Below are 20,388 nucleotides of genomic sequence, written 5' to 3'. Positions count from 1 at the left end.
CCGATGATCGCCGACAGCGAGAATTTGCGCCGCATCATGATCGACAGCCAGCTTCGCCCCCAGGGCGTCAACGATCCGGCCGTGCTCGCGGCCTTTGCCGCGGTCCCGCGCGAAGACTATGTGCCCGAGGAGCGCGCCGGCGTCGCCTATCGCGACCGCTCGGTCCCGCTGGGCGAAGGACGCGCGCTGATTGCGCCTGCCGCGCTGGGAATGATGCTCACCGAAGCGACCCTGTCGCCCGGAGACAAGGCGCTCGTGGTGGGGCCCGGGAGCAACTATGCCGCCGCGCTGCTCGACGAGATGGGTCTCGAGACGGTCGCGCTCGACGACGAAGCGCCGATCGGTCCCAAACCGTCCAAGGCCGCCAAGGGCAAGCTCGACAAGGGTCACGCCAAGGGCGGACCTTACGATCTGATCCTGATCGTCGGCGCGGTCGAGGAATTGCCCGCCGCCTATCGCAAGCAGCTGGTCGATGGCGGCCAGCTCGTCACCGGCATTTTCGACGGTGGCGTCACGCGCCTCGCGCGCGGGGTGAAGGTGGACGATCGTCTGGCGCTTCATCCGTTCGCCGATGCGCAATTGCCCGTCCTGCCGCAATTCGCCAAGGTCGAGGCCTTCGCTTTCTAGTCACCATGCCCCGGGGAGGGGGAGTATCCGATGTCCAAGCCCGTCCGTTTGACCCTGCTGCTTCTGGCAGGTGCCATGGTCACGCCCGCGGCGGCGCAGGATGTCGACACGCTCTCCGAGGCGCTGTCGCTGACCTATGAGACCAATCCGACGCTGACCGGGGAGCGCGCCGCGCTGCGCGGTGACGATGCTGGCGTCGCTTTGGCTCGTTCGGGCGCGCGGCCCAGCCTGTCGGCGGTTGCCGGCATCAATCGCGATCTCACGCGCTCGGGTATCCTCGAATCGACCCAGCCCAAGGGTCCCGATCTCAGCGTTGGGGTCGACCTCTCGCTGCCGCTATTTCGCGGCGGGCAGGTCAAGAACGGCATCCGCGCCGCCAAGGCGCGTGTCGCCGCGGGCCGAGCCACTCTGCGCGCGGTCGAAGGCGACATTTTCGTACAGGCGGTTGCGGCCTACATGGACGTGCGCCTCAACCGTGACATTGTCGAACTCAACCAGAACCAGGTCCGCGTGCTCGACACCAACCTGCAGGCGACCAGCGACCGGTTCGAAATCGGCGACGTCACTCGCACCGACGTCGCGCAGTCCCAAGCGCGGCTCCAGCTCGCGCAGGCCAATCTTGCGTCTGCCGAAGGGCGTCTTGCCTCGGCCATCGAGACATTTCGCGAAGTGATCGGCGTCTTTCCGGGCGATCTTGCGCCCCCGCCCCCGCTGCCGCCGCTGCCGCAAACGGCGGAAGAGGCGGTGGATATCGCGCTTGCCTATAATGCCGACTTCGAGGCGATCGTCGCCAATGCGGCTGCGGCGCGCTTCGACACCAAGGCTGCCAAGGGCGCGCGCCTGCCGACGCTGTCGGCGGTTGGCAGCGGCACCTATCTCAACGCGCTTGGGAGCAACCCGTCGGCCATCCCCAACTCGGGAACGTCGACCTCGGTCGGGGTCAGCTCGCGTATCCCGATCTATCAGGGCGGCGCTCCCAGCGCGCGTATCCGGCAGGCACAAGCCTTCGAATCGCAGTTGCTCGAACGCCGCGTCGCGGTCGAGCGCGCGGTCATCGCCGATGCCCGCTCGGCCTTCGCCACCTACGAAGCCGCCCAGCGCGCCATCGCCGCCAACCAGGTCGCGGTCGAGGCCAATGAGCTGGCGCAGGAAGGCGCGCGTCTCGAACAGTCGATCGGCTCGCGCGACGTGCTCGATGTCTTGAACGCCGAGCAGGAGCTGCTCAACAGCCAGGTCAGCCTCGCGACGGCCGAACGCGACGCCTATGTCGCGGGTTTCCGCCTGCTCGACGTGATGGGTCAGGCCGAGGCCGAGGACCTCAATCTCGAGGGCACTGCGCTCTACGATCCGCTCGGCAATTATCGCCGCGTGGCGGGCGACATCATGGACTGGGCGGGCGACCCCGACCCGGAACCTGTGGCCACGCCCACGCGCTGAGGCGTGACACACGGCGGATTTTCAGCAATAGGTGCGCCCATGGCCGCAGCGCAGGAACCATCGATGGAAGATATTCTCGCCTCGATCAAAAAGGTGATCGCGGAAGAGAAGGAGTTTCGCGACTCCGACAGTCCCGACAACGAGTCCCACGACGAGAACGAGATCCTCGAACTCGACGAGAGCATGGCCGAAGTGCCGGCGGACGGAACCGGGCACCAACCGTCGGCGCAGCCCGCGGCCGTCGCCAGCCTGATGGCCGAAGAAGTCGCCGAAAACACCCGCGCGAGCCTCGAGCAGTTGGGCGAAGTCACCAAGTCCGACCCGACCGCTGCCGCCGCCAACCCGTTCGAGGACATGGTCCGGGACATGCTGCGCCCGATGCTCAAGCAATGGCTCGACGAGCGGCTGCCCGGCATCGTCGACGAGCATGTCCGCGCCGAAATTTCCCGGATTACCGGTCGCAAGCTCTAACACTTGCGCTTCACTGCGGAAGGCGTAGCTTCCGCGTCCATGAAGACTCGCACCGCGCTGACCGCGCTCGCCGCCGCCCTCGCCACCACCGGCTGGGCCCTTCCCGCATCCGCCGACGCGCGGCCCATGACGGCCGAGGACCTGGTGAAATTCGCCCGCATCGGCGCGCCGTCCGTCTCGCCCGACGGCAGCAAGGCGTTGGTTCGTGTGTCCTATGCCAAGGACGATATGTCGGGACGTCGTTCGGCCTATTACATCCATTCGATGGCGGACGGGACGCAGCGGCATGTGCCCGCGCTCGATGGCGCCGGGGGCGCACGCTATGGCGGCGACGGCGCGATCTGGTTCGTCAGGGACGACCAGGTCCATCGCTGGGTCGAGGGTGATGGCGATGCCACGCAAGTCTCCAACCTGTCGGCCGGATCGATCGACGACTTCGTCCTGTCGCCCGATGCTTCGAACATCGTCCTACTCGCCTCGCGCGATCTCGCCTGCGAAGACTTCGCCTGCGCCAATGTCGAGGCGGCGGACGAAATCGGCAATGCGCTCGAATATGACGAAATCTTCGTTCGCCAGTGGGACACGTGGGTCACGCCGGGCGAAAAGGCGCAGCTTTACGGCTTCCGCATCGTCGACGGGCAGATGGCCGGCAACGGCGCAATCGTCGGGCGGGGCCTGACCGGCAACACCCCCTCGCGCCCCTTCGGCGGCAGCGAGGAAGTCGCCGTGTCGAATGACGGAATCGTCTATTTCGCCCAGCGCGAGGGCGGGTCGGCCGAGCCCACTTCGACCAATCTCGATCTCTACGCGGCGCCGATCGACGGCAGCGCGGCGCCGGTTAACCTGACCGACGCCAACGAAGCGCACGACAACCTCCCGTCCATCTCGCCCGACGGCCAGTGGCTCGCATATGCGGCGATGGAGCGCCCGAATTACGAGAGCGACAAGATGAGCGTCATGCTGCGCGACCTCGCGACCGGCGAGACGCGTGCCTTGACCGCGGACTGGGACCTGTCGGTCGGTTCGATCGCCTGGACGCCTGACGGCAGCTCGCTGATCGTCGGGGTGGGCGAAGTCATGGAGCACCCGCTCTACCGCATCGACGTCGCCACCGGCGCGCGACAGCGCCTCACGCGCGACGGCAATGCCGGAAATGCCGTGCCGCTCGATGACGGCCGCATTCTCTTCTCGATGAACAATCTCGCCATGCCGACCGAGCTGTTCCTCTACGCGCCCGAAGGCGGGACGGTGACGCAGCAAAGCTACTTCAACAGCGAAATGCTCAAACAGCTCGATCCGATCGAGTGGGAGAAGTTCAGCTTCGAAGGCGCGGAAGGCGACACGGTCTGGGGCTTCCGCCTCAAGCCGTCGGGCGCCACCGAGGACCTTCCTATCGCCTTCGTGGTCCATGGCGGGCCGCAGGGCAGCTTCGGGAATAGCTGGTCGACCCGCTGGAACCCGCGCGCGCTCTCGGCGGGACGCTATGCCGTCGTGTCGGTCGATTTCCACGGCTCCACCGGATACGGGCAGGACTTCACCGACAGCATCAACCAGGACTGGGGCGGAAAGCCGCTCGAGGACCTGCAGAAGGGTCTCGCCTACGCGCTCGACGAATATCCCGAGCTGGACGGCGACCGCATCTGCGCGCTCGGCGCGTCCTATGGCGGCTACATGATGAACTGGATCGCGGGGAACTGGCCCGACCGGTTCGACTGCCTGATCAACCATAATGGCCTCTTCGACATGCGCGGCTTCTACTATGCGACGGAAGAGCTCTGGTTCCCGCGCTGGGACATGGGCGGCAGCTATGCCGAGGCCGCCGACATGTACGAGAAGTGGAATCCGGTGAACCATGTCGACAAGTGGCAGACGCCGATGCTCGTCGTGCTCGGGCTCAAGGATTATCGCGTGCCCTACAGCCAGGGACTCGGCGCCTTCACCGCGCTGCAGGAGCGCGACATCCCCTCCAAGCTGCTGGTCTTCCCCGAGGAAAACCACTGGGTGCTCGATGGCGCCAACTCGGTCCGCTGGCATAACGAGGTGCACGAGTGGATGGATCGCTGGACCGCTGAAGAGGCGGAATAGTCTTGATGGTGGGAGCGGCTGTCTCTAGTCGCTCCCCCTATGACCGAGCTAGCCAAGACGTTCGAACCGGGCCCGATCGAGGCCAAATGGTACCAGCATTGGGAAGAAAACGGCCTGTTCCGCCCCGAGCGGCCGGACGCCGAGCCCTATACGATCGTCAACCCGCCGCCCAACGTCACCGGCTCGCTCCATATCGGCCACGCGCTCGACAATACGCTGCAGGACATCATGATCCGCTACGAGCGGCTGCGCGGCAAGGATGCGCTGTGGGTCGTGGGCACCGACCATGCCGGCATCGCCACCCAGATGGTGGTCGAGCGCCAGCTGGAGGCGCAGCAGGATAAGCGCACCAACTATTCGCGCGACGAATTCGTGCAGAAGGTGTGGGAGTGGAAGGAAGAAAGCGGGGGCCAGATCACCCGCCAGCTCCGTCGTCTCGGCTGCTCGATGGACTGGAGCCGCGAGCAGTTCACCATGGACCCGCATTTCAGCGAGGCCGTGCTCAAGGTGTTCGTCGACCTATACAATGACGGGCTGATCTACCGCGACAAGCGGCTGGTGAACTGGGATGTGAAGCTCAAGACGGCGATCTCCGATCTCGAAGTCGAGACGATCGAGACCAAGGGCGGCTTCTGGCACTTCAAATACCCCTTGGCGGACGGTGTGAAGACCAGCGAGGGTCACGACTATCTAGAGGTCGCGACCACGCGTCCCGAAACGATGCTCGCCGACATGGCGGTCGCGGTGCACCCCGACGATCCACGCTACCATTCGGTCATCGGTAAGATGATCGATCACCCGATCACGGGTCGCCAGATCCCCGTGGTTGCCGACGAACATGCCGATCCCGAGCTGGGCTCGGGCTGCGTGAAGATCACGCCGGGCCACGACTTCAACGATTTTGACGTCGGCAAGCGGGCAGGCATGAAACCTGCCGAAATGCTCAACATGCTCGATGGCGACGGCAATGTCTGCCAGACCGCCGACGGGTTAATCCCCGACGAGTTTATCGGCCTCCACCGCTTCAAGCGCGACGGCGTCGACGGCGCGCGCGAAGCGGTCGTCGCGCGCATGAAGGCCGACGGCTACCTCATCCCGCACGTCGACAAGGACGGCGAGGAGCATGACGCCGAACCCCGCACCATCCAGACGCCCTTCGGCGATCGCGGCGGCGTGGTGATCGAACCGTGGCTGACCGACCAGTGGTATGTCGACGCCGAAAAGCTCGCGGTGAAGCCGATCGAGGCGGTCAGGAATGGCGACGTCGAGATCGTCCCCAAGACGTGGGAGAAGACCTTCTTCAACTGGATGGAGAATATCCAGCCGTGGTGCGTCAGCCGCCAGCTCTGGTGGGGCCACCGCATCCCGGCCTGGTATGACGAGAACGGCACGCCCTACGTCGCCATGACCGAAGAAGAGGCGCAGGCTCAGGCGGGCGAGGGCGTCACGCTCAAGCGCGACGAAGATGTGCTCGACACGTGGTTCTCCTCCGCCTTGTGGCCCTTCGCGACTCTCGGCTGGCCCGAGAAGACCGACCTGCTTGAAAAACATTATCCCAACGACCTGCTCGTCTCGGGCTTCGACATCCTGTTCTTCTGGGATGCGCGGATGATGATGATGGGGCGCCAGCTGACGGGCGAAAACCCGTGGCCCAAGCTCTACCTCCACGGCCTCGTGCGCGCCGCCGACGGCGCGAAGATGAGTAAGTCCAAGGGCAACGTCGTCGACCCGCTCGGCCTCATCGACCGCTATGGCGCGGACGCGCTGCGCTTCTTCATGGCGGCGATGGAAAGCCAGGGCCGCGACATCAAGATGGATGACAAGCGCGTCGAGGGCTATCGCAACTTCGCGACCAAGATCTGGAACGCCGCGCGCTTCCTGCAGGCTAACGGTATCGGCGCGTCCGAGACCGTCGCAGCGCCGCCCGCAACCAAGCCCGTCAACAAGTGGATCATCGGCGAAGTCGTGGAAACGCTCGCCAAGCTGGAGAAAGCCTTCGACGAACTGCGCTTCGACGGCATGGCCGACGCCATCTACCATTTCGCCTGGGGCACCTTCTGCGACTGGTATCTCGAACTCATCAAGGGCGAGATGGACGACGAGACCAAGGCGGTCGCCGCCTGGGCGTTCGACCAGATCCTCGTCATGCTCCACCCCTTCATGCCCTTCGTCACCGAAGAATTGTGGGCCGCAATGGGGGCGGGTACGCGCGACGACTATCCGCTGATCACCGCCAAATGGCCCGAGCCTGAGGCAGTGGTTGACGCCGAGGCGAAGTCGCAGATTGCTTGGCTCCAGAGCCTCATTACTAATATCCGCTCTGCCCGTGCTGACCTAAACGTCCCGCCCGGCCAAAGATTGACCGCAAACCTGTCAAGAAATCATGAGCCGCTACTCGATCGTATCTCGAAGTTCGATTCCGAGATTGTTCGATTGGCCCGCGTTTCTGTTCACGCTGCTGCAGGTGAGCGCGGTGGTCCTGTCATGCGAGTAAATGCTGGCGAAGAGGAACTTTTGATCAGCTTGGACGGTGCGATCGACCTCGATGCCGAACGCGCGCGTCTCGCCAAGTCGGTCGAAGCGGCGGACCAGGAAGTGAAAAGCCTCGAAGGGCGCTTGGGCAACCCCAATTTCGTCGAGCGCGCCAAGCCCGAAGCGGTCGAAAAAGCGCGCGCAGACCATGCCGCGCGCAAGGAAGAGGCCGACCGCCTCCGCGCCGCGCTGGAGCGGCTCTCTTAGGCGGGCACGACGACGCGGATCGCGTGCCGCATGACCTTGACCTCGCACGGGGTCGAGGCGCGGATTTCGCCGTCCACGCTGATCTTTTTGGGGGGCTGCGTCTCGAGCTTGAGCTCGGGCGCTTCCCACTCGCGCCACGTCCGCTCGCGTGCGCGCAGGTGGAAGACGGTCGTGAACCAGCTCCAGGCGAGGTGCCAGAGCGACTTGCCGGTGATCGCCTGCACCGTGATCCGCCCGTCCTCAATGTCGGCATCCTCGACCAGCTCGACCCCGCCGTGAAAGCGCCCGTTGGCGATCCGCACCTCGGTCGACCAGTGCGTCTCGCGCTGGCCGTCAATGTCGACGGTCAACCGGAACGGGTGGAAACGGAAGGCCATATAGGCCGCCCACAGGATGTAGCCGAGAAACGACAGATATTTCTTGAGTTTGTCGGGTATCGTCTCGGCGATCAGCGGCGAGAGGCCGAGCGCGGCGACATTGGCGAACCAGTGGCCGTCGATGCAACCGAGATCGATTTTCTCGACCTTGCCGTCCGTAATCGCCTGCGCCGCCTCTTCCAGCTCGATCGGAAAGCCGAGCGTGCGGGCGAAACTGTTGGCGGTCCCGAGTGGCAACACGGCGAGCACCGTATCCTTGTTCTTGAAGCTGCCGGCAAAACTCGAAATCGTCCCGTCGCCCCCGCCGACAATGACCATCGGCGCCTTTTGGATCGCTTGTTCGATCGTCGGACGCAGATCGTTCGGATCGTCGACCGCATGGCGCTCGATCAGCTCGATGCCTGCCCCCTCGATCAGTTCGCACGCCTGCTCGAACGCTTCTTCGCCGCGCCGGCTCATGGCGTTGACGACCAGGATCGCCTGTTTGGGGGAAGCCTCACTCATGGATGAAGAACCCGCCAAGGCGACTTTCTTTCCTTGGCCAACCCGCGCTAAGGCGCGTGCATGAGCCATTTTCCCGCCCTTCGCCTGCGCCGTGGACGTCAATCGGCCTGGATGCGCGACCTGCTCGCCGAGCATCGCCTCCATCCCAGCGACCTCGTATGGCCGCTCTTCGTGGTCGATGGTGACAAGGAGGAGCAGCCGATCGGCACGCTGCCCGGCGTGTCGCGCTGGAGCATCGACTTGCTGGTCGAGCGTGCTCGCGAAGCACATGATGCCGGGATCAAGCTGGTCGCGCTGTTTCCCAACACTCCCGCCGACCGTCGCAGCGACGATGGCAAGGAAGCGCTCAACGCCGACAACCTCGTCTGCCGCGCAATTGCCGCGATCAAGGACGCCGTGCCCGACATTGGCGTCATGGCCGACGTCGCGCTCGACCCTTACACCAGCCACGGCCATGACGGCCTCCTCGCCGACGATGGCAGCGTCGACAATGACCGCACGGTCGCCATTCTCGCGCAGCAGGCCATCGTCCAGGCACGCGCCGGTGCCGACATCGTCGCGCCTTCAGACATGATGGACGGCCGTATCGGCGCGATCCGCGAGGTGCTTGAGGAAAACGGTCATACCAACACCGCGATCATGGCCTACTCGGCGAAATACGCTTCGGCCTTCTACGGTCCCTTCCGCGAGGCCGTCGGGTCGGGCGACCGCTTGAAAGGCGACAAGCGCGGCTACCAGATGGATTTTCGCAACAGCGCCGAGGCGCTGCGCGAGATCGAGCAGGATCTCGACGAAGGCGCCGATTTCGTGATGGTCAAGCCGGGTCTTGCCTATCTCGACATCATCGCCCGTGCTCGCGACGCGTTCGAAGCCCCGATCTTCGCCTATTCGACCAGCGGTGAATATGCGATGTTCGAGGCCGCTGCCGCGACCGGGGCAGGGGAACGCGACGCGATGATCATGGAAACGCTGCTCGCCTTCAAACGTGCAGGCTGCACCGGCATCCTCACCTATCACGCGCTCGAGATTGCCAGGAAACTCGCATGACCGACGCGGGGGGAAAATATCGCCGCGACATGGGGACGCTCGGCGTCCTGTTCATCGTCGTCAACGGGCTGATCGGCGCGGGCATTTTCGGGCTGCCCGAGGCCCTGCATGCCGCGGTCGGCACCTTCGCGCCATGGTTGCTGCTGATTGGCGGCGTGCTCGTGATGGCGATCGTCGTCTGCTTTGCCGAATTGACCAAGCTTACCGATCGCTCGGGCGGACCGCAGCGCTATGTCGGTGATGCCTATGGCGACTATCCAGGCTTTGTCGTCGGCTGGACTTTCTTCGCGGCGCGATTGATCAGTCAGGGCGCCAACGTCCTCGTGCTGGTCGCCTATGCCGCCGCCTTGTGGCCGGTCGTCGGTGCGGGCGCGGCCAAGGTCGTGCTGATCGTCGTAGTGCTTGGCGGTCTGACGATCATCAACATCGTCGGCATCAAGCGTGTCGTCGCCGTGCTGGGGGCGATGACCCTGTTCAAGCTGTTGCCCTTGCTCGTCCTAATGGCGGTCGGGTTGGCATCGGCCGCGGCACCCGGACCGATCACCCTGCCGCAATTCAGTGCGGTGGAAGGGATCGCGCTCGCCGCGCTCTACGCCTTCGTCGGGTTCGAAAATGCGACCATCCCGGCGGGCGAGACGCGCAATCCCCGCCGCGCCATGCCGCGCGCGCTCCTATTGGGGCTCGCGGTGGTCACGATGATCTATTTCGGGCTGCAATGGGCCTATAGTCACAGCGCCATCGCGGGCACCGGACCCGAGGCGCCGCTGACCGCGCTGGCCGAGCTCTATGGCGGCAATGTCGGGGCACTGCTCATCGCCGCCACCATCGTCATGAGCGTGCTCGCCAACCTGACCGCCGGCCACACTTCCGCCAGCCGCATGCCGCCTGCGCTGGCCGATGACGGCCTGCTCCCTGAATGGTTCGGAAAAGTGTCGCGCTGGGGCACGCCCGCCAACAGCATCCTGTTCTTCGGCGCGGGGGCCATCCTGTTCGCGCTGCAGGACGATTTCCTGGCGCTCGCCGCAGTCAGCACGCTGGCACGGCTGATGGCCTACGTCGCCTCGATCGCTTCCCTGCCGCGCCTGCGGACACAGGCGGGCCTGCCGGCGCTCAATCCGACGATATTTATCGCTGCACCCGTCGCGTTGACGCTGTCCATCTGGGCCGCGACCCAGACGTCGTCCGACCAGTGGCTGACGCTCGGTGGGTTTGCGGTCGTCGGCACCGCGCTCTACTTTATCGCCCGCAGGAAAAGCGCCGATGGCCTTCCGGACCGAAACTGACCGGCTGGTCCTACGCAGCTGGGGCGAGGGTGACTGCAAACGCTTCTATGACATCATGAACACGCCCGCGGTCATGCGTTACCTCGGCGGCGAACAGTCCTACGAAAAATGGTGCGAAAACTGCGAACGGCTCCAATCCTACGAATGCGACTTTGGACACACGTTCTGGATCGTCGAGCGTAAGGAAGACGGCGAGATGCTCGGCTTCTGCGGCCTCAAGAAGCTCAACTATGACGGCGCGCCCAACCAGGGCGAGATGGAGATCGGCTGGCGCTTCCGCGAGAGCGCATGGGGGCAGGGCTACGCCTACGAGGCGGCCGCGCATTGTCTCGATCTCGCCTTCGACCGCTTCGAAGCCGAGCGCGTGAGCGCGGTCACCGTTACCGACAATGTCGCGAGCCAGAAGCTGATGCGCAAACTCGGCATGATCGAGGATCCAGAGCTGGCCTATACCGACCCCGTCTACAGCCCCAAATACGGCCCTGCGCGGCAATGGCTGATCGACGCGAGCGCGTGGCGCTCTAGGGGTTGAGGATCCCGGTCAGCCGGTCGATCTGCGCCGCCAACCGCGCATCGATCACCGCAATCCGCTCCGCCGTCTGGGCAATGGCGTCGCGATCCGACGGATTGACCCAGCCTTCCTGCGCGATCGACCGCGTCGCGAGCGCATCGACATCGGCCAGCGCCCGCGCGACTGGCTCGCGCGACGCGTCGAGGCGCGAGAGTTGCTCTGTCGCGGCGGTCCAGCTTTCGCTACCGGGTTCGCCCGCCGCCTCGATGTTGGGGACGATCCCTGTCGCCATGATCTCGAACACGCGCGCGCCGTCCTGGGCGGTCGCCAGCAGCCCATCCAGCTGCGCGCGCACCGAGGGTGAGACGGCCCGCTGCACCGCGTTCGGATCCTCGACCGGCAATCGCGGATCGAGCAATTCGCCCGGGCGCGTCTCGAGCGACGGCGCATCGATCGGCGTGGTCGAACAGGCGGTCGCGGCAAGGGCGACGAAGAGGCAGGCGAAGCGGCGCATCGCCCTTGCTTTAGGCTGCGAGCGAGAGCGCGACAATCGGGCGCGGCGCGATTTTCTCGAAAAGAGGGGGTTGCATCGCTCCGCTCCCCTGACTATCAGCCGCGTCACTCAGCGCCCGTAGCTCAGCTGGATAGAGTACCTGACTACGAATCAGGTGGTCGGAGGTTCGAATCCTTCCGGGCGCGCCATTTCTTCTCAAGCACTTAGCTTGCATTTCCCCCGCCCAATGTGGCGGGGGTTTTTGCGTTCAGTAACCAAATGGTAAGCAATCGAGTAGGATTTGCGAAAACGCATCCGCCACGGCCAATTGCGATTCGGAACGTGCCTAGACGTTCCAATTGCGATTCGGAACGTGCCTAGACGTGGTGGAAATGGAAAATCGCTATTGCAGTGAGCTAGCTAATTCCATCAAGGGTAGCGCCGTTACCGTTGTCGATTGGGGGAGATCTTGGGCCGGTAGAAGACCGTCCGTTCTTGGTATCACAATCTATAAAATCAGCCGTTCGGCCAGAGCGTGGCCTCAACGACCGCTAACGACCCAATTGCGGACCTAAGCAATTCAGATTTTCTCAACGCTTCGCGCAAGAGTTTTGAAGCGAGTGCCATCGTCCTGACGAACGGTAATCGTCAGATTACCCCCCTTGCTGCGATTAAGGTCCTCCACCAGTCCTGTCTTGCCTTTGTGGACTCCGGCACTGACCTTGCATTTGTCGCCATTCACGACCTGCGTCTGCTCCTCGGGCATGAAATCCTCCTCACGCAATGAATTGATTTGGTCTTTGCTGATGCAAAATAGCTAGCACGGAGAACATTAGATTGCATTGAAGGTCCGCAAACTACCCCGAAAGCGACCAGGCAGCGAACGACCCAAAGTGCGGACACAAAGCTCAGCAGTTCTTCAACAACATCGTCGCTCAAAGTCCCGTGTCCTCAACGAATGGCTGCTGGTGGCGAGACAAAGTCGCCAGGCACGGCGCCTCGGTCGAACGCCTCCTGCGCGGCCGGGTCGCCCCGGAGGTCTTTTAGCGGGGGTGGGCGTTTGTCGGACATGAGAGGGGGTCGGTAGGGGACCGCGACAACTTCAACATCCAGCAGTCCGGCCGGATGCACCGTTCTGCGACCGTATCGGACCGGTCCAACGCTCTCCTGAGCTCTTCTTTCAACCCAGACTAAGCCTTCGGAACGCTCAATCGAAACTGCACATTCCGATCTCTGAAGATCAGGGCAGCTAACCTCTATCATCGATGCTAGCATTTGTAGCCAAACTGTAATCGACATTTAGCAATCGGCCTTTGGCAGCCAATCGGTCTTGGTCCCCGCTTTGTCACCTCGCAGCCAAATCTCTCTAGCGCCGTTACTTAGTTGGGTGATCGAAATGACCGCTTTCCTACCCGAAAGGTCGCGATGGATCACGGCCGTATTGTCACAGTTGAAGCCCCAGATTTTGCCTTCGACCGTTTGGACGACTGGGGCTGGGGAACCATCGAGCTTCAATAAGGCAAGTCGTTTTTCCGGTCCCACACTGCTGATTGCAATGACCGGGTCACTGCCGTCTTTGGGACGGGAAATATCGAGAAACTGGTCGTCGAAGTCGACCCCTTGGGTCGCAATCCTTTTTGGCGTGGGCCGCTGACTTTGCGAGACATCCAACAAATCGGTGAGATCAAGCCGCCAAAGTGCTCGGTCACCCTCGTAACCCCCATAAAATACGACCGACGTTCCATCTGGGCTCCAGCGCGGCGAACGAAGGTAGAAGGCCTCGATCGGCGTCACAAACGTGACGACATCCGATGTATCCAGGTCGACCATGAAGATGCCACGCGCGCCATCAGTGAAGACCACCCGCCGATCGTCGGGAGAGAAATCCGGGTCGACTACGCGGTATCCGCTCGTGACCTGCGTCGGCTCGCTGAGAAAAGCACTCTCGGGGTCCGCTACCTGCCATGTCCGCAGAAAAAGATCTCCGTCGGTATAAACAATGCGCTTCGACACATCGCTTGACAGGTCGAAACCATTTAAGCTCGCGTTCTCGTGTACTAGGACTGCTTGATCGCCGGCGAGGTTCGCGAAACGAAGTTGGCCGTTGTACTGGTAAAGGATTTCTGGGTCGAAAGATGACGGAGAGCCGTCGCCGCCGCCTCCCTTGTCTGGCTTTCCTTTTCCGGCTGGCGGCTCTGCAAGTGCGATCGTAGCACAGGCTAAGGATAGCAAGCTGAAAGCGGTAAGTTTCGGAAACACTTCGTCCCTCCTGTTAAACGTTTTTGCTACGCCTACAGGGAAAGGCGAACTTTCTGTTCTCGTTTCCAATCGGGGGCCTTTAACACAAATTAACATATTTGTGGAGACACGGGCATTTGTGGTTCACGCTGTTTTATTTTGGACGGGCGTCCGCTTTCCACCCCATTCCGGCCGTTCGATAGGGCCTCTCGTTCCACCGAGAGGTTCGACGGCTAATGGGCCGTAATCCGAGTGTCCGCTTATTGGTCGGCGCGCTGTGTTAGCGGACGCGGCGCCAAGGCGCCTTCAATCGTCTGAGTAGTCAGCTACACGGCAATTAGCCATGATCACTAAATGTTCCGTTCTTGCATCATTTTGATGCATGATGCAGTGTGACGCCAGTTGCGGGATATGGAGCATTTTTGATGATCGCAGATGAGGGGATAGTCAGGGTCACCGCATCACTGACTCGATCACAGGAGGCCGCCCTTAAAGAATTGGCGCAGCGCAATCGGGTGAGCGTCGCGTGGCTCGTGAGATACGCGGTCGATCTTCTCATTGATGGCATCGAAGAAACGCAGCTGCCACTCGACCTACGCGGACGGAGCTAAGAAATGGGGTTGCCGGAAATAGATCGGAACGACGGCGGATTGCGGGAGGCCATTTCCTCATCAGCAGTCACGCTAACGTCGGGAAGAGGTCTTGCAGTCATTGATCTTTTTGCGGGAGCGGGCGGTTTAAGCGTTGGTGCCACGCAAGCTGGATGCGACGTCCGAGCTTGCGTTGAGATAGACTCGACCGCGTGCCAAACGCTTCGAGCTAACGCGGAGTACCACGGTGCCGTAATTGAGGCAGACGTATCGCAGCTAACGGGTTTGGAGCTTCGGGCTGCCGCAAACCTTACGCCCGGAGATCCATTGATCGTAGTGGGCGGAGCTCCCTGCCAACCTTTTTCCAAAGCTGCCTACTGGGTCGAGGACGGAGAGGAATCTCGATACAGGCGCGCACGTGCTGCAGGTGTTGAAATGGAGCGCCCTGCCGCTCCGACCGAAGCTCGCCCAGATGCGCGTAGAACTCTCGTCGAAGAGTTCTGGCGCCTCATTTACGAGAGCAACGCTGAAGGGTTCGTTTTTGAGAATGTCCCGAGCATAAAGCATCCAAGAAACCGACCCGTGCTCGAGGGGTTTCGAAATGCCGCTGAAGCAGCGGGCTACAAGGTCACCCAGATTACAGCCAATGCCGCGAAGTACGGTGTGGCTCAGGCACGGGAGCGGGTTTTTCTATTAGGGAGTAAGTTCGGAGCTCCCGTTGCGCCCGAAGCGACGCACACTCTGAAGGGGGAGAGTGGCTTGAAGCCAGCTGTCACAGCTGGGGAGGCTCTTGATGGATTGGATAAGCCGCAATTTCACGAGCCTGAAGAGATTATTAAGGGTCGCTGGGCTGAGCACCTGAGGACAGTTCCACCCGGCTCGAACTACAAGGCTCACACTGAGTGGGCGGGCCATCCGAACCCGACATTCGTAGCTGAAACTCGTTTCTGGAATTTTTTGCTGAAGCTGTCCCCCGACCGCCCTTCATGGACGATTGCAGCATCGCCAGGCCCTTGGACTGGGCCATTTCATTGGAACAATCGCCGACTGCGCACTGTCGAGATGGCTGCGCTGCAGGGTTTTCCTGCAGATTACGAATTTGCGGGAAGCCGGAGAGAGCGGGTTAGGCAGTTGGGCAATGCTGTGCCACCACCGCTAGCAAGAGTGATGGTCGATGCTGTGGTTGCCGCAGTCGCCGTGAAAGAGGGCGTGAATGCGTAGTATTAGTCTTTTCAGTGGCTGCGGCGGATTGGATGTCGGGCTTCATGAGGCGGGCTTTAAGACGGTGCTCGCTTCCGACTCCGAGCCTCTCTGTGAAGAAACATGGCGAGTGAATTCACCTGAAGTGCCGTTCCTTTGCGGTCGGATCGGCACGCTATCTCGAGCAGACTTCCAAGCTAAGCTCGGCAAAATTTCGGAGAAGATCGATCTCATAGCGGGTGGCCCACCATGTCCTCCTTTCTCAAAAAGTCGATTTTACCGGAAGGACAAGCCGCGTGCCTTAGACGACCCGAATGGTTGGGAAACAGTTGACGGGTATTTGAAGATGCTCGACTGGTTCAGACCTCGCGCCTTCATTCTGGAGAACGTCAAAGGCCTGGCTTATAAAGTGCATTCGGAGGCGTTAGAGACGATCATAAGACGCGCAGAGGCAATAGGTTATAAGGTGACGACGGGCGTTTTAAATGCGGCGGACTTCGGTGTGCCTCAAATTCGCGAGCGCTGCTTCGTTCTTGGGTCCCTCGAGGGGCAAATAAAGTTGCCCGAGCCCACTCACGACAAGGAAGCCCGCGACGGGAAACTTCCATGGGTCACTTCAGGTCAGGTTCTAAAAGATCTCGACACTGAAGCGAATGCTTGTGACCGTGGGCACTTTGCAGGCGGGAAACACCATGACTTGCTTTGCCAAGTGCCACCCGGAGACAACTATCTATATTTCACGGAAAAGAGGGGACACCCCGAACCGAAATTTCAGTGGAGAGGACGATATTGGTCGTTCCTTCTGAAGCTAAGTCCGGAGCTACCGTCTTGGACGATACAGGCACGCCGCTCTAATAATATGGGGCCATTCCATTGGCGGAATCGTATTTTGAGGATCGCGGAGATTAAACGCTTACAGACATTTCCAGATGAGTTTCAGCTGGCGGGTACGATCGAGCAGCAATGGAGGCAGATCGGGAATGCTGTACCTCCCAAACTGGCTGCAGCCATCGGACGGAGCGTCTCCGAAGCAATCGGTAAAAATCTCTGCGAGGCCGCATGAAACGACTGCCGTCATTCAACGATTTTTCGCCGGGCATAATCGGAGACGTGCGTCGGCCTTTGCAGATAGTCGCCTCAAAAGCCCCTAATTGGGATGATGTCGTAAAAGAGTGGGATAGAGTATTCTTCGCCAGCGCTAACAATAAGCGTGCGAGTACGAATGTGCCGGCCACCCTCACAAACTTGGGTCTAATTACGCGGGATCCTCTCGCTTTGACAGCGGTCGGAAAAGACATTGCTACCGCGAAAACTTCCAAGGATGGGGCGGCGAAGCTCGTTCGTCATATTGTCGATAATATGAATGGTATGGCTCTAATCGATGCCGTCCGGTCGCTGAACACCAGAACTGAACAGGTCACGAAAGCGACCCTGAAAAAAGAACTTGAACGAGTTGGCATTACAGACCTGTCCACTGCAACCACCGACCACACGACCCTATTGAACTGGATGATCGAGGCTGGCTTGTTTACCAAGCAGGGCCGACAACCACCTGTTCCGGACGATGCCAGAATGAAGGCGGTATTGGGTATTTCCGGATCGGAACGATCAGATTTTTCTGATCTACCACTTAACCAGCAAATTTTTGTTCAAGCGCTGAGGCGAATGAGCGAGGGAACGGGCGGCACCGAAATCCCCGCGAAGCGGGTCATCGATGAGTGTTTGGCTCATCATCGTGCGCACTTCGACGAAGATCAGATGAGGGCCAAGATAGTCAATCCACTCGCACTAGCGGGATGGCTGGAAGCCCCTCGACACGCGGGTGCGGGCCGCGGCGGCAAGAGCGGCAGCATAAAACCATCAGCTAGGCTGATGGGCATACCGATTGAGTCAGTCTTGCCAGACTTTGATCAAGTCATTCCTGCCGATCTTCGAGCAAAGATCGACATGCCTCTATCAGATGTGAAAAGTTTGCTCGAAAGCGACGAGAAGTTCGATAGGGGGCTGGGATTAGAGCTCCTAGCTCTCAAAATGATCCTCGACATTGGTATCGAGCCCCGTGCTTTTCGATTGCGAAGCCGTGAGACTGCTTACGCTGAAGTGGATCTCACGGCGGAAGGGAAAAACCTATTATTCTCGAGGTGGAACTTCCAATGCAAGTGCGTCGCAGGTCGTGTAGGCTTGGGTGATGTCGCGAAGGAAGTTGGGCTGGCCATCTACACGAAAGCACATGTTGTGGCGGTGGTCACCACAAGCGATTTCACCAGCGAAGCGATCGCCTACGCGAAAGAAATCACCCAGACTACTCATCTGCAGTTTCTCTTTGTCAATGGACCAATCGTAGATCGATATTTGGACAAAGGGCCGGAAGTTCTACTTTCGCACATCGCTGCGAACGCTGCAGAGGTGATGTCGCAAAAACGAGGACAGCCGATTTCCCCTGAAACGGCAAATTAGCGCCGCTTCGTTGAGAGCCGGCTCGGCCATTCAAGTCTGGCCAGTAACTCCAACCTACCTTTTTCCGCCGAACCGCTATTCTAAGCGCACCACGCTTGAAATTCGATCTGTAGCGATTGCGTGTGAGCCGAGAAGATCCCAATCTCAGCTTCGCAGCAATCTGCTTCGTGGTTATTGGTTTTGGATCAAGCGGGCTCCGGCTTTGGGCTTTTGAACGGCAGGTTTGGGGTAGGTTAAGAGCGAACCGGAAAGTCAGCAATGGGGGCGCATGCCGTCAGCAGCCCTACTCATTGGACGAACGCTGCGAAATGTTCTGACTAGTCATACCCGCTCGCTTTCGCGCCGCACTGATGGCCTCAGCCAAGTTCATTCGAGTCTCATGACTGACCTCCGTACGATTGCCGTATTCTCGAGGTGACTTAACCGCTGCGAGCCATTTCAGCATTTGGAATTTTTCTCTGGCGGCTGCCGCAGAATCTTTGCAGTTAACGGTCTCGACCAGTTGCCGTACTTGGTCCTCCACATTTATTGCATCCACCGTTCGGGCGTCACGATAGGCAGCGTCAAATTCTGCATGTTCGGTTCGCCATCGAATAATCGTCCGCTTGCAAGGCATTTTTTCCATCTTCTCGATGGCAGCAAGCGAATGGCCGTCAGCGATTGCCTGGCAGATGCGCTCGGCTAGTTGTTTAGAGTAGATCGTCATCGTGTGCACCTCAAATGCTTACCAATTTGATTACTGGACGCCCCGTTTCGCCAGTTTTTCCTATTGCGATACCCTGACTGTAGATCAGCGCGTCGCCATTTTCCACGACGATCTCGCGCGCGCGTGCACGGAGCGGTGACAGGATGGGGTAGGTCCCTTCGCTTGCCACTGCTAAGCAATCCATCGCTCGCGGTCGTTTCGGACGTTAGGACGGAGGCCTTCTGGGCATCTATCGTCGCGAGCAAACCAAATGCTCGGCATCGAAAACAATTTGCCGCCGAAAGTTCGTCATCACAGATCAGCCGCCTGTCTGACATCATCCGGTCGCCTGCTGCCGTTCGCGGAACCGGCGCTTTTCGGCACGGCTTCGACAACGCTCGTCGCAGTATCGCTGATGACGATGCGGGCCAGGCTTGAAGGCCTGTCCGCAGTCGTCGCAAATTCGGCCGCCCGATTTAAGGGGGGTATTTTCATCCCCCAATTGTTCGCCACCGTATGGCTTAAGTATATGTAGTGTCTCTCCGTCACCAGATTGACCATCCCCCCCTTTCGGCTCCTTAGAGGGAGAATGGAAAGTCGTTGGTGTCCCAGCGTCACCAGTCCAAACAGGCTCTGGTGTTTGAGCGTCACCAGACGAGGGGGTCTCTAGTGTCGGAGCGTCACCGCTGATTTTTTCTCTGTCTGGGGTCCAGTGGCGATAGTCATTCGTCGCCGGGGTCGACATTCCGCGCCCATCGGTCGTGCTGATAAACGTCAGGCGATACTCACGCGCACGTCGTTCGGTCCATGAGTGGTCCGTAGGCTCGGCGATCATTCCATGCGTGATGAGCCTGCCCATTGCTTGCGAGATGCGCCGGTTGTTCCGACTACCTAGACGCTTGCCGATCGTGGCGTAGCTGATGCCGATCTTGCCATTGTTGCCTCCGTTGAAGGCTCGCATGATCTCGAGCAGCACCGCGCGGTCGTAGGGTTCCAGATCCACATAGGCTGGCGAGTCAGCGACGGTGGAAGGCAGGCCGATGAAAGTCCCGCCGCGTAGGTCAGCACGGTCGCGCGGCTGATGACGCTTCTTCCGAGCCATCAATCATTCGCGTCCTTGGCGCCTACTGTGAGGTCGAGCACAAGAACGCCGCCCTCCTGTTCCGAGATGGCCAAATCCGCCAGATCGTCCCAATGGCCGGACGCAACCAGGCAGCTCAGAGAAAAAGCGTTCGGTATCTCGTATCCGAAATAGCCCGTCACTCGCTTGAGGTGGCATTCCTCCTCGCTGCCCCGAAGATCGCCGCGGAGGTGCCGTCGCCAGGTTCGATCGTTCCCGTTTTTGATTGCTGATCTTTTATCCATGGCGAACCTCCAACCAGAAGCCATTGCGTCCGTAGACAGGACGATTGGCCCAGCTTCGCCTTGCGAGTTTACCGCCATCAGAGTAGGGTCTGTAGGTTCGCTCGGTCGTCACCAGATCGGAACACGGGGCCTGCCGCCGAACGGGCCCCATCTTTTTGGGCGGTCTGGTCATGAGGCGATCGCCTGCGAGGTCGACGACACAGTCCGAGCATCAAGCCATTCGTCCACGACATCAGAGTCGTAACGGACGCTTCGCCCGATCTTCACATATGGGATACC

The 20,388-nt window shown here is 60.8% G+C and carries 19 protein-coding genes and 1 tRNA gene; 13 read left to right on the top strand and 7 right to left on the bottom strand.

The features are described from left to right. The first annotated feature begins 3 nt into the window (after positions 1 to 3). The 5 genes from KTQ36_RS09645 to KTQ36_RS09625 are packed head-to-tail and all read left to right on the top strand — an operon-like array spanning position 4 to position 7,359. Positions 4 to 627, top strand: coding sequence for a protein-L-isoaspartate O-methyltransferase family protein (locus tag KTQ36_RS09645; protein ID WP_218633451.1), 624 nt, complete (start codon positions 4 to 6; stop codon positions 625 to 627). Between the two features lie 30 nt (positions 628 to 657). Continuing rightward, positions 658 to 2,064 (top strand): TolC family outer membrane protein, encoded by a 1,407-nt coding sequence (locus tag KTQ36_RS09640; RefSeq protein WP_218633450.1) that lies wholly within the window; start codon positions 658 to 660, stop codon positions 2,062 to 2,064. Between the two features lie 39 nt (positions 2,065 to 2,103). After that, the gene (locus KTQ36_RS09635) at positions 2,104 to 2,535 is read left to right on the top strand and encodes a DUF2497 domain-containing protein (protein ID WP_218633449.1); all 432 of its coding nucleotides are present in this window, start codon (positions 2,104 to 2,106) and stop codon (positions 2,533 to 2,535) included. A 39-nt stretch (positions 2,536 to 2,574) separates the two neighbouring features. Continuing rightward, positions 2,575 to 4,620: a dipeptidyl-peptidase 5 gene (locus KTQ36_RS09630; protein WP_218633448.1), complete on the top strand. Its 2,046-nt coding sequence runs from the start codon at positions 2,575 to 2,577 to the stop codon at positions 4,618 to 4,620. 39 nt (positions 4,621 to 4,659) lie between these two features. Beyond that, positions 4,660 to 7,359: a valine--tRNA ligase gene (locus KTQ36_RS09625; protein WP_218633447.1), complete on the top strand. Its 2,700-nt coding sequence runs from the start codon at positions 4,660 to 4,662 to the stop codon at positions 7,357 to 7,359. Here KTQ36_RS09625 and KTQ36_RS09620 read toward each other — a convergent pair. Next, on the bottom strand, positions 7,356 to 8,240 hold the full coding sequence (locus KTQ36_RS09620; RefSeq protein ID WP_218633446.1) for a YegS/Rv2252/BmrU family lipid kinase: 885 nt from the start codon (positions 8,238 to 8,240) through the stop codon (positions 7,356 to 7,358). The genes KTQ36_RS09625 and KTQ36_RS09620 overlap by 4 nt on opposite strands. A gap of 60 nt (positions 8,241 to 8,300) precedes the next feature. Between KTQ36_RS09620 and hemB the strand changes: the two genes are divergently transcribed. From hemB to KTQ36_RS09605, 3 genes are read left to right on the top strand one after another with little or no spacing between them, the layout of a single operon-like run. Next, positions 8,301 to 9,287 (top strand): porphobilinogen synthase, encoded by a 987-nt coding sequence (hemB, locus tag KTQ36_RS09615; RefSeq protein WP_218633445.1) that lies wholly within the window; start codon positions 8,301 to 8,303, stop codon positions 9,285 to 9,287. Further along, on the top strand, positions 9,284 to 10,570 hold the full coding sequence (locus KTQ36_RS09610) for an APC family permease (protein WP_218633444.1): 1,287 nt from the start codon (positions 9,284 to 9,286) through the stop codon (positions 10,568 to 10,570). The genes hemB and KTQ36_RS09610 overlap by 4 nt, the downstream gene beginning before the upstream one ends. Next, positions 10,548 to 11,102 (top strand): GNAT family N-acetyltransferase, encoded by a 555-nt coding sequence (locus KTQ36_RS09605; protein ID WP_218633443.1) that lies wholly within the window; start codon positions 10,548 to 10,550, stop codon positions 11,100 to 11,102. Before KTQ36_RS09610 ends, KTQ36_RS09605 begins: the two co-directional genes overlap by 23 nt. Here KTQ36_RS09605 and KTQ36_RS09600 read toward each other — a convergent pair. After that, positions 11,092 to 11,595, bottom strand: coding sequence for a hypothetical protein (locus KTQ36_RS09600; RefSeq protein ID WP_218633442.1), 504 nt, complete (start codon positions 11,593 to 11,595; stop codon positions 11,092 to 11,094). The two genes, KTQ36_RS09605 and KTQ36_RS09600, sit on opposite strands and share 11 nt — an antisense overlap. Before the next feature lie 111 nt (positions 11,596 to 11,706). Between KTQ36_RS09600 and KTQ36_RS09595 the strand changes: the two genes are divergently transcribed. Further along, positions 11,707 to 11,783: transfer RNA gene (locus tag KTQ36_RS09595), tRNA-Arg, on the top strand. A 371-nt stretch (positions 11,784 to 12,154) separates the two neighbouring features. Here KTQ36_RS09595 and KTQ36_RS09590 read toward each other — a convergent pair. Together KTQ36_RS09590 and KTQ36_RS09585 are read right to left on the bottom strand one after the other, a co-directional pair. Further along, positions 12,155 to 12,340: a KOW motif-containing protein gene (locus KTQ36_RS09590; protein ID WP_218631848.1), complete on the bottom strand. Its 186-nt coding sequence runs from the start codon at positions 12,338 to 12,340 to the stop codon at positions 12,155 to 12,157. Positions 12,341 to 12,873: 533 nt separating this feature from the next. Beyond that, the gene (locus tag KTQ36_RS09585) at positions 12,874 to 13,833 is read right to left on the bottom strand and encodes a TolB family protein (protein WP_218633441.1); all 960 of its coding nucleotides are present in this window, start codon (positions 13,831 to 13,833) and stop codon (positions 12,874 to 12,876) included. A gap of 404 nt (positions 13,834 to 14,237) precedes the next feature. Between KTQ36_RS09585 and KTQ36_RS11565 the strand changes: the two genes are divergently transcribed. From KTQ36_RS11565 to KTQ36_RS09565, 4 genes are read left to right on the top strand one after another with little or no spacing between them, the layout of a single operon-like run. Further along, positions 14,238 to 14,423, top strand: a complete 186-nt coding sequence (locus tag KTQ36_RS11565) for a ribbon-helix-helix protein, CopG family (RefSeq protein WP_218633440.1) — start codon at positions 14,238 to 14,240, stop codon at positions 14,421 to 14,423. A gap of 3 nt (positions 14,424 to 14,426) precedes the next feature. Beyond that, positions 14,427 to 15,623, top strand: coding sequence for a DNA cytosine methyltransferase (locus tag KTQ36_RS09575; RefSeq protein WP_218633439.1), 1,197 nt, complete (start codon positions 14,427 to 14,429; stop codon positions 15,621 to 15,623). After that, positions 15,616 to 16,665 (top strand): DNA cytosine methyltransferase, encoded by a 1,050-nt coding sequence (locus KTQ36_RS09570; RefSeq protein WP_218633438.1) that lies wholly within the window; start codon positions 15,616 to 15,618, stop codon positions 16,663 to 16,665. Before KTQ36_RS09575 ends, KTQ36_RS09570 begins: the two co-directional genes overlap by 8 nt. After that, positions 16,662 to 18,059, top strand: coding sequence for a restriction endonuclease (locus tag KTQ36_RS09565; protein WP_218633437.1), 1,398 nt, complete (start codon positions 16,662 to 16,664; stop codon positions 18,057 to 18,059). Before KTQ36_RS09570 ends, KTQ36_RS09565 begins: the two co-directional genes overlap by 4 nt. 283 nt (positions 18,060 to 18,342) lie before the next feature. Here the strand turns inward: KTQ36_RS09565 and KTQ36_RS09560 are convergent, their stop codons facing one another. The 3 genes from KTQ36_RS09560 to KTQ36_RS09550 all read right to left on the bottom strand — a co-directional run bounded on the left by KTQ36_RS09560 (position 18,343) and on the right by KTQ36_RS09550 (position 20,109). After that, on the bottom strand, positions 18,343 to 18,765 hold the full coding sequence (locus KTQ36_RS09560; protein WP_218633436.1) for a terminase small subunit-like protein: 423 nt from the start codon (positions 18,763 to 18,765) through the stop codon (positions 18,343 to 18,345). 316 nt (positions 18,766 to 19,081) lie between these two features. Further along, entirely contained in the window at positions 19,082 to 19,846 is a 765-nt protein-coding gene (locus KTQ36_RS09555; protein WP_218633435.1) for a hypothetical protein, read from the bottom strand. Continuing rightward, complete coding sequence (locus KTQ36_RS09550) at positions 19,846 to 20,109, bottom strand: hypothetical protein (protein ID WP_218633434.1); 264 nt, start codon at positions 20,107 to 20,109, stop codon at positions 19,846 to 19,848. The genes KTQ36_RS09555 and KTQ36_RS09550 overlap by 1 nt, the downstream gene beginning before the upstream one ends. Positions 20,110 to 20,388 lie beyond the last annotated feature (279 nt).

The organism is Sphingomicrobium clamense, from assembly GCF_019264355.1.
Classification (GTDB): Bacteria; Pseudomonadota; Alphaproteobacteria; order Sphingomonadales; family Sphingomonadaceae; genus Sphingomicrobium; species Sphingomicrobium clamense.
The sequence above is the reverse complement of the archived record's forward strand: the minus strand, read 5'-3'. Positions and strand labels throughout refer to the sequence as shown.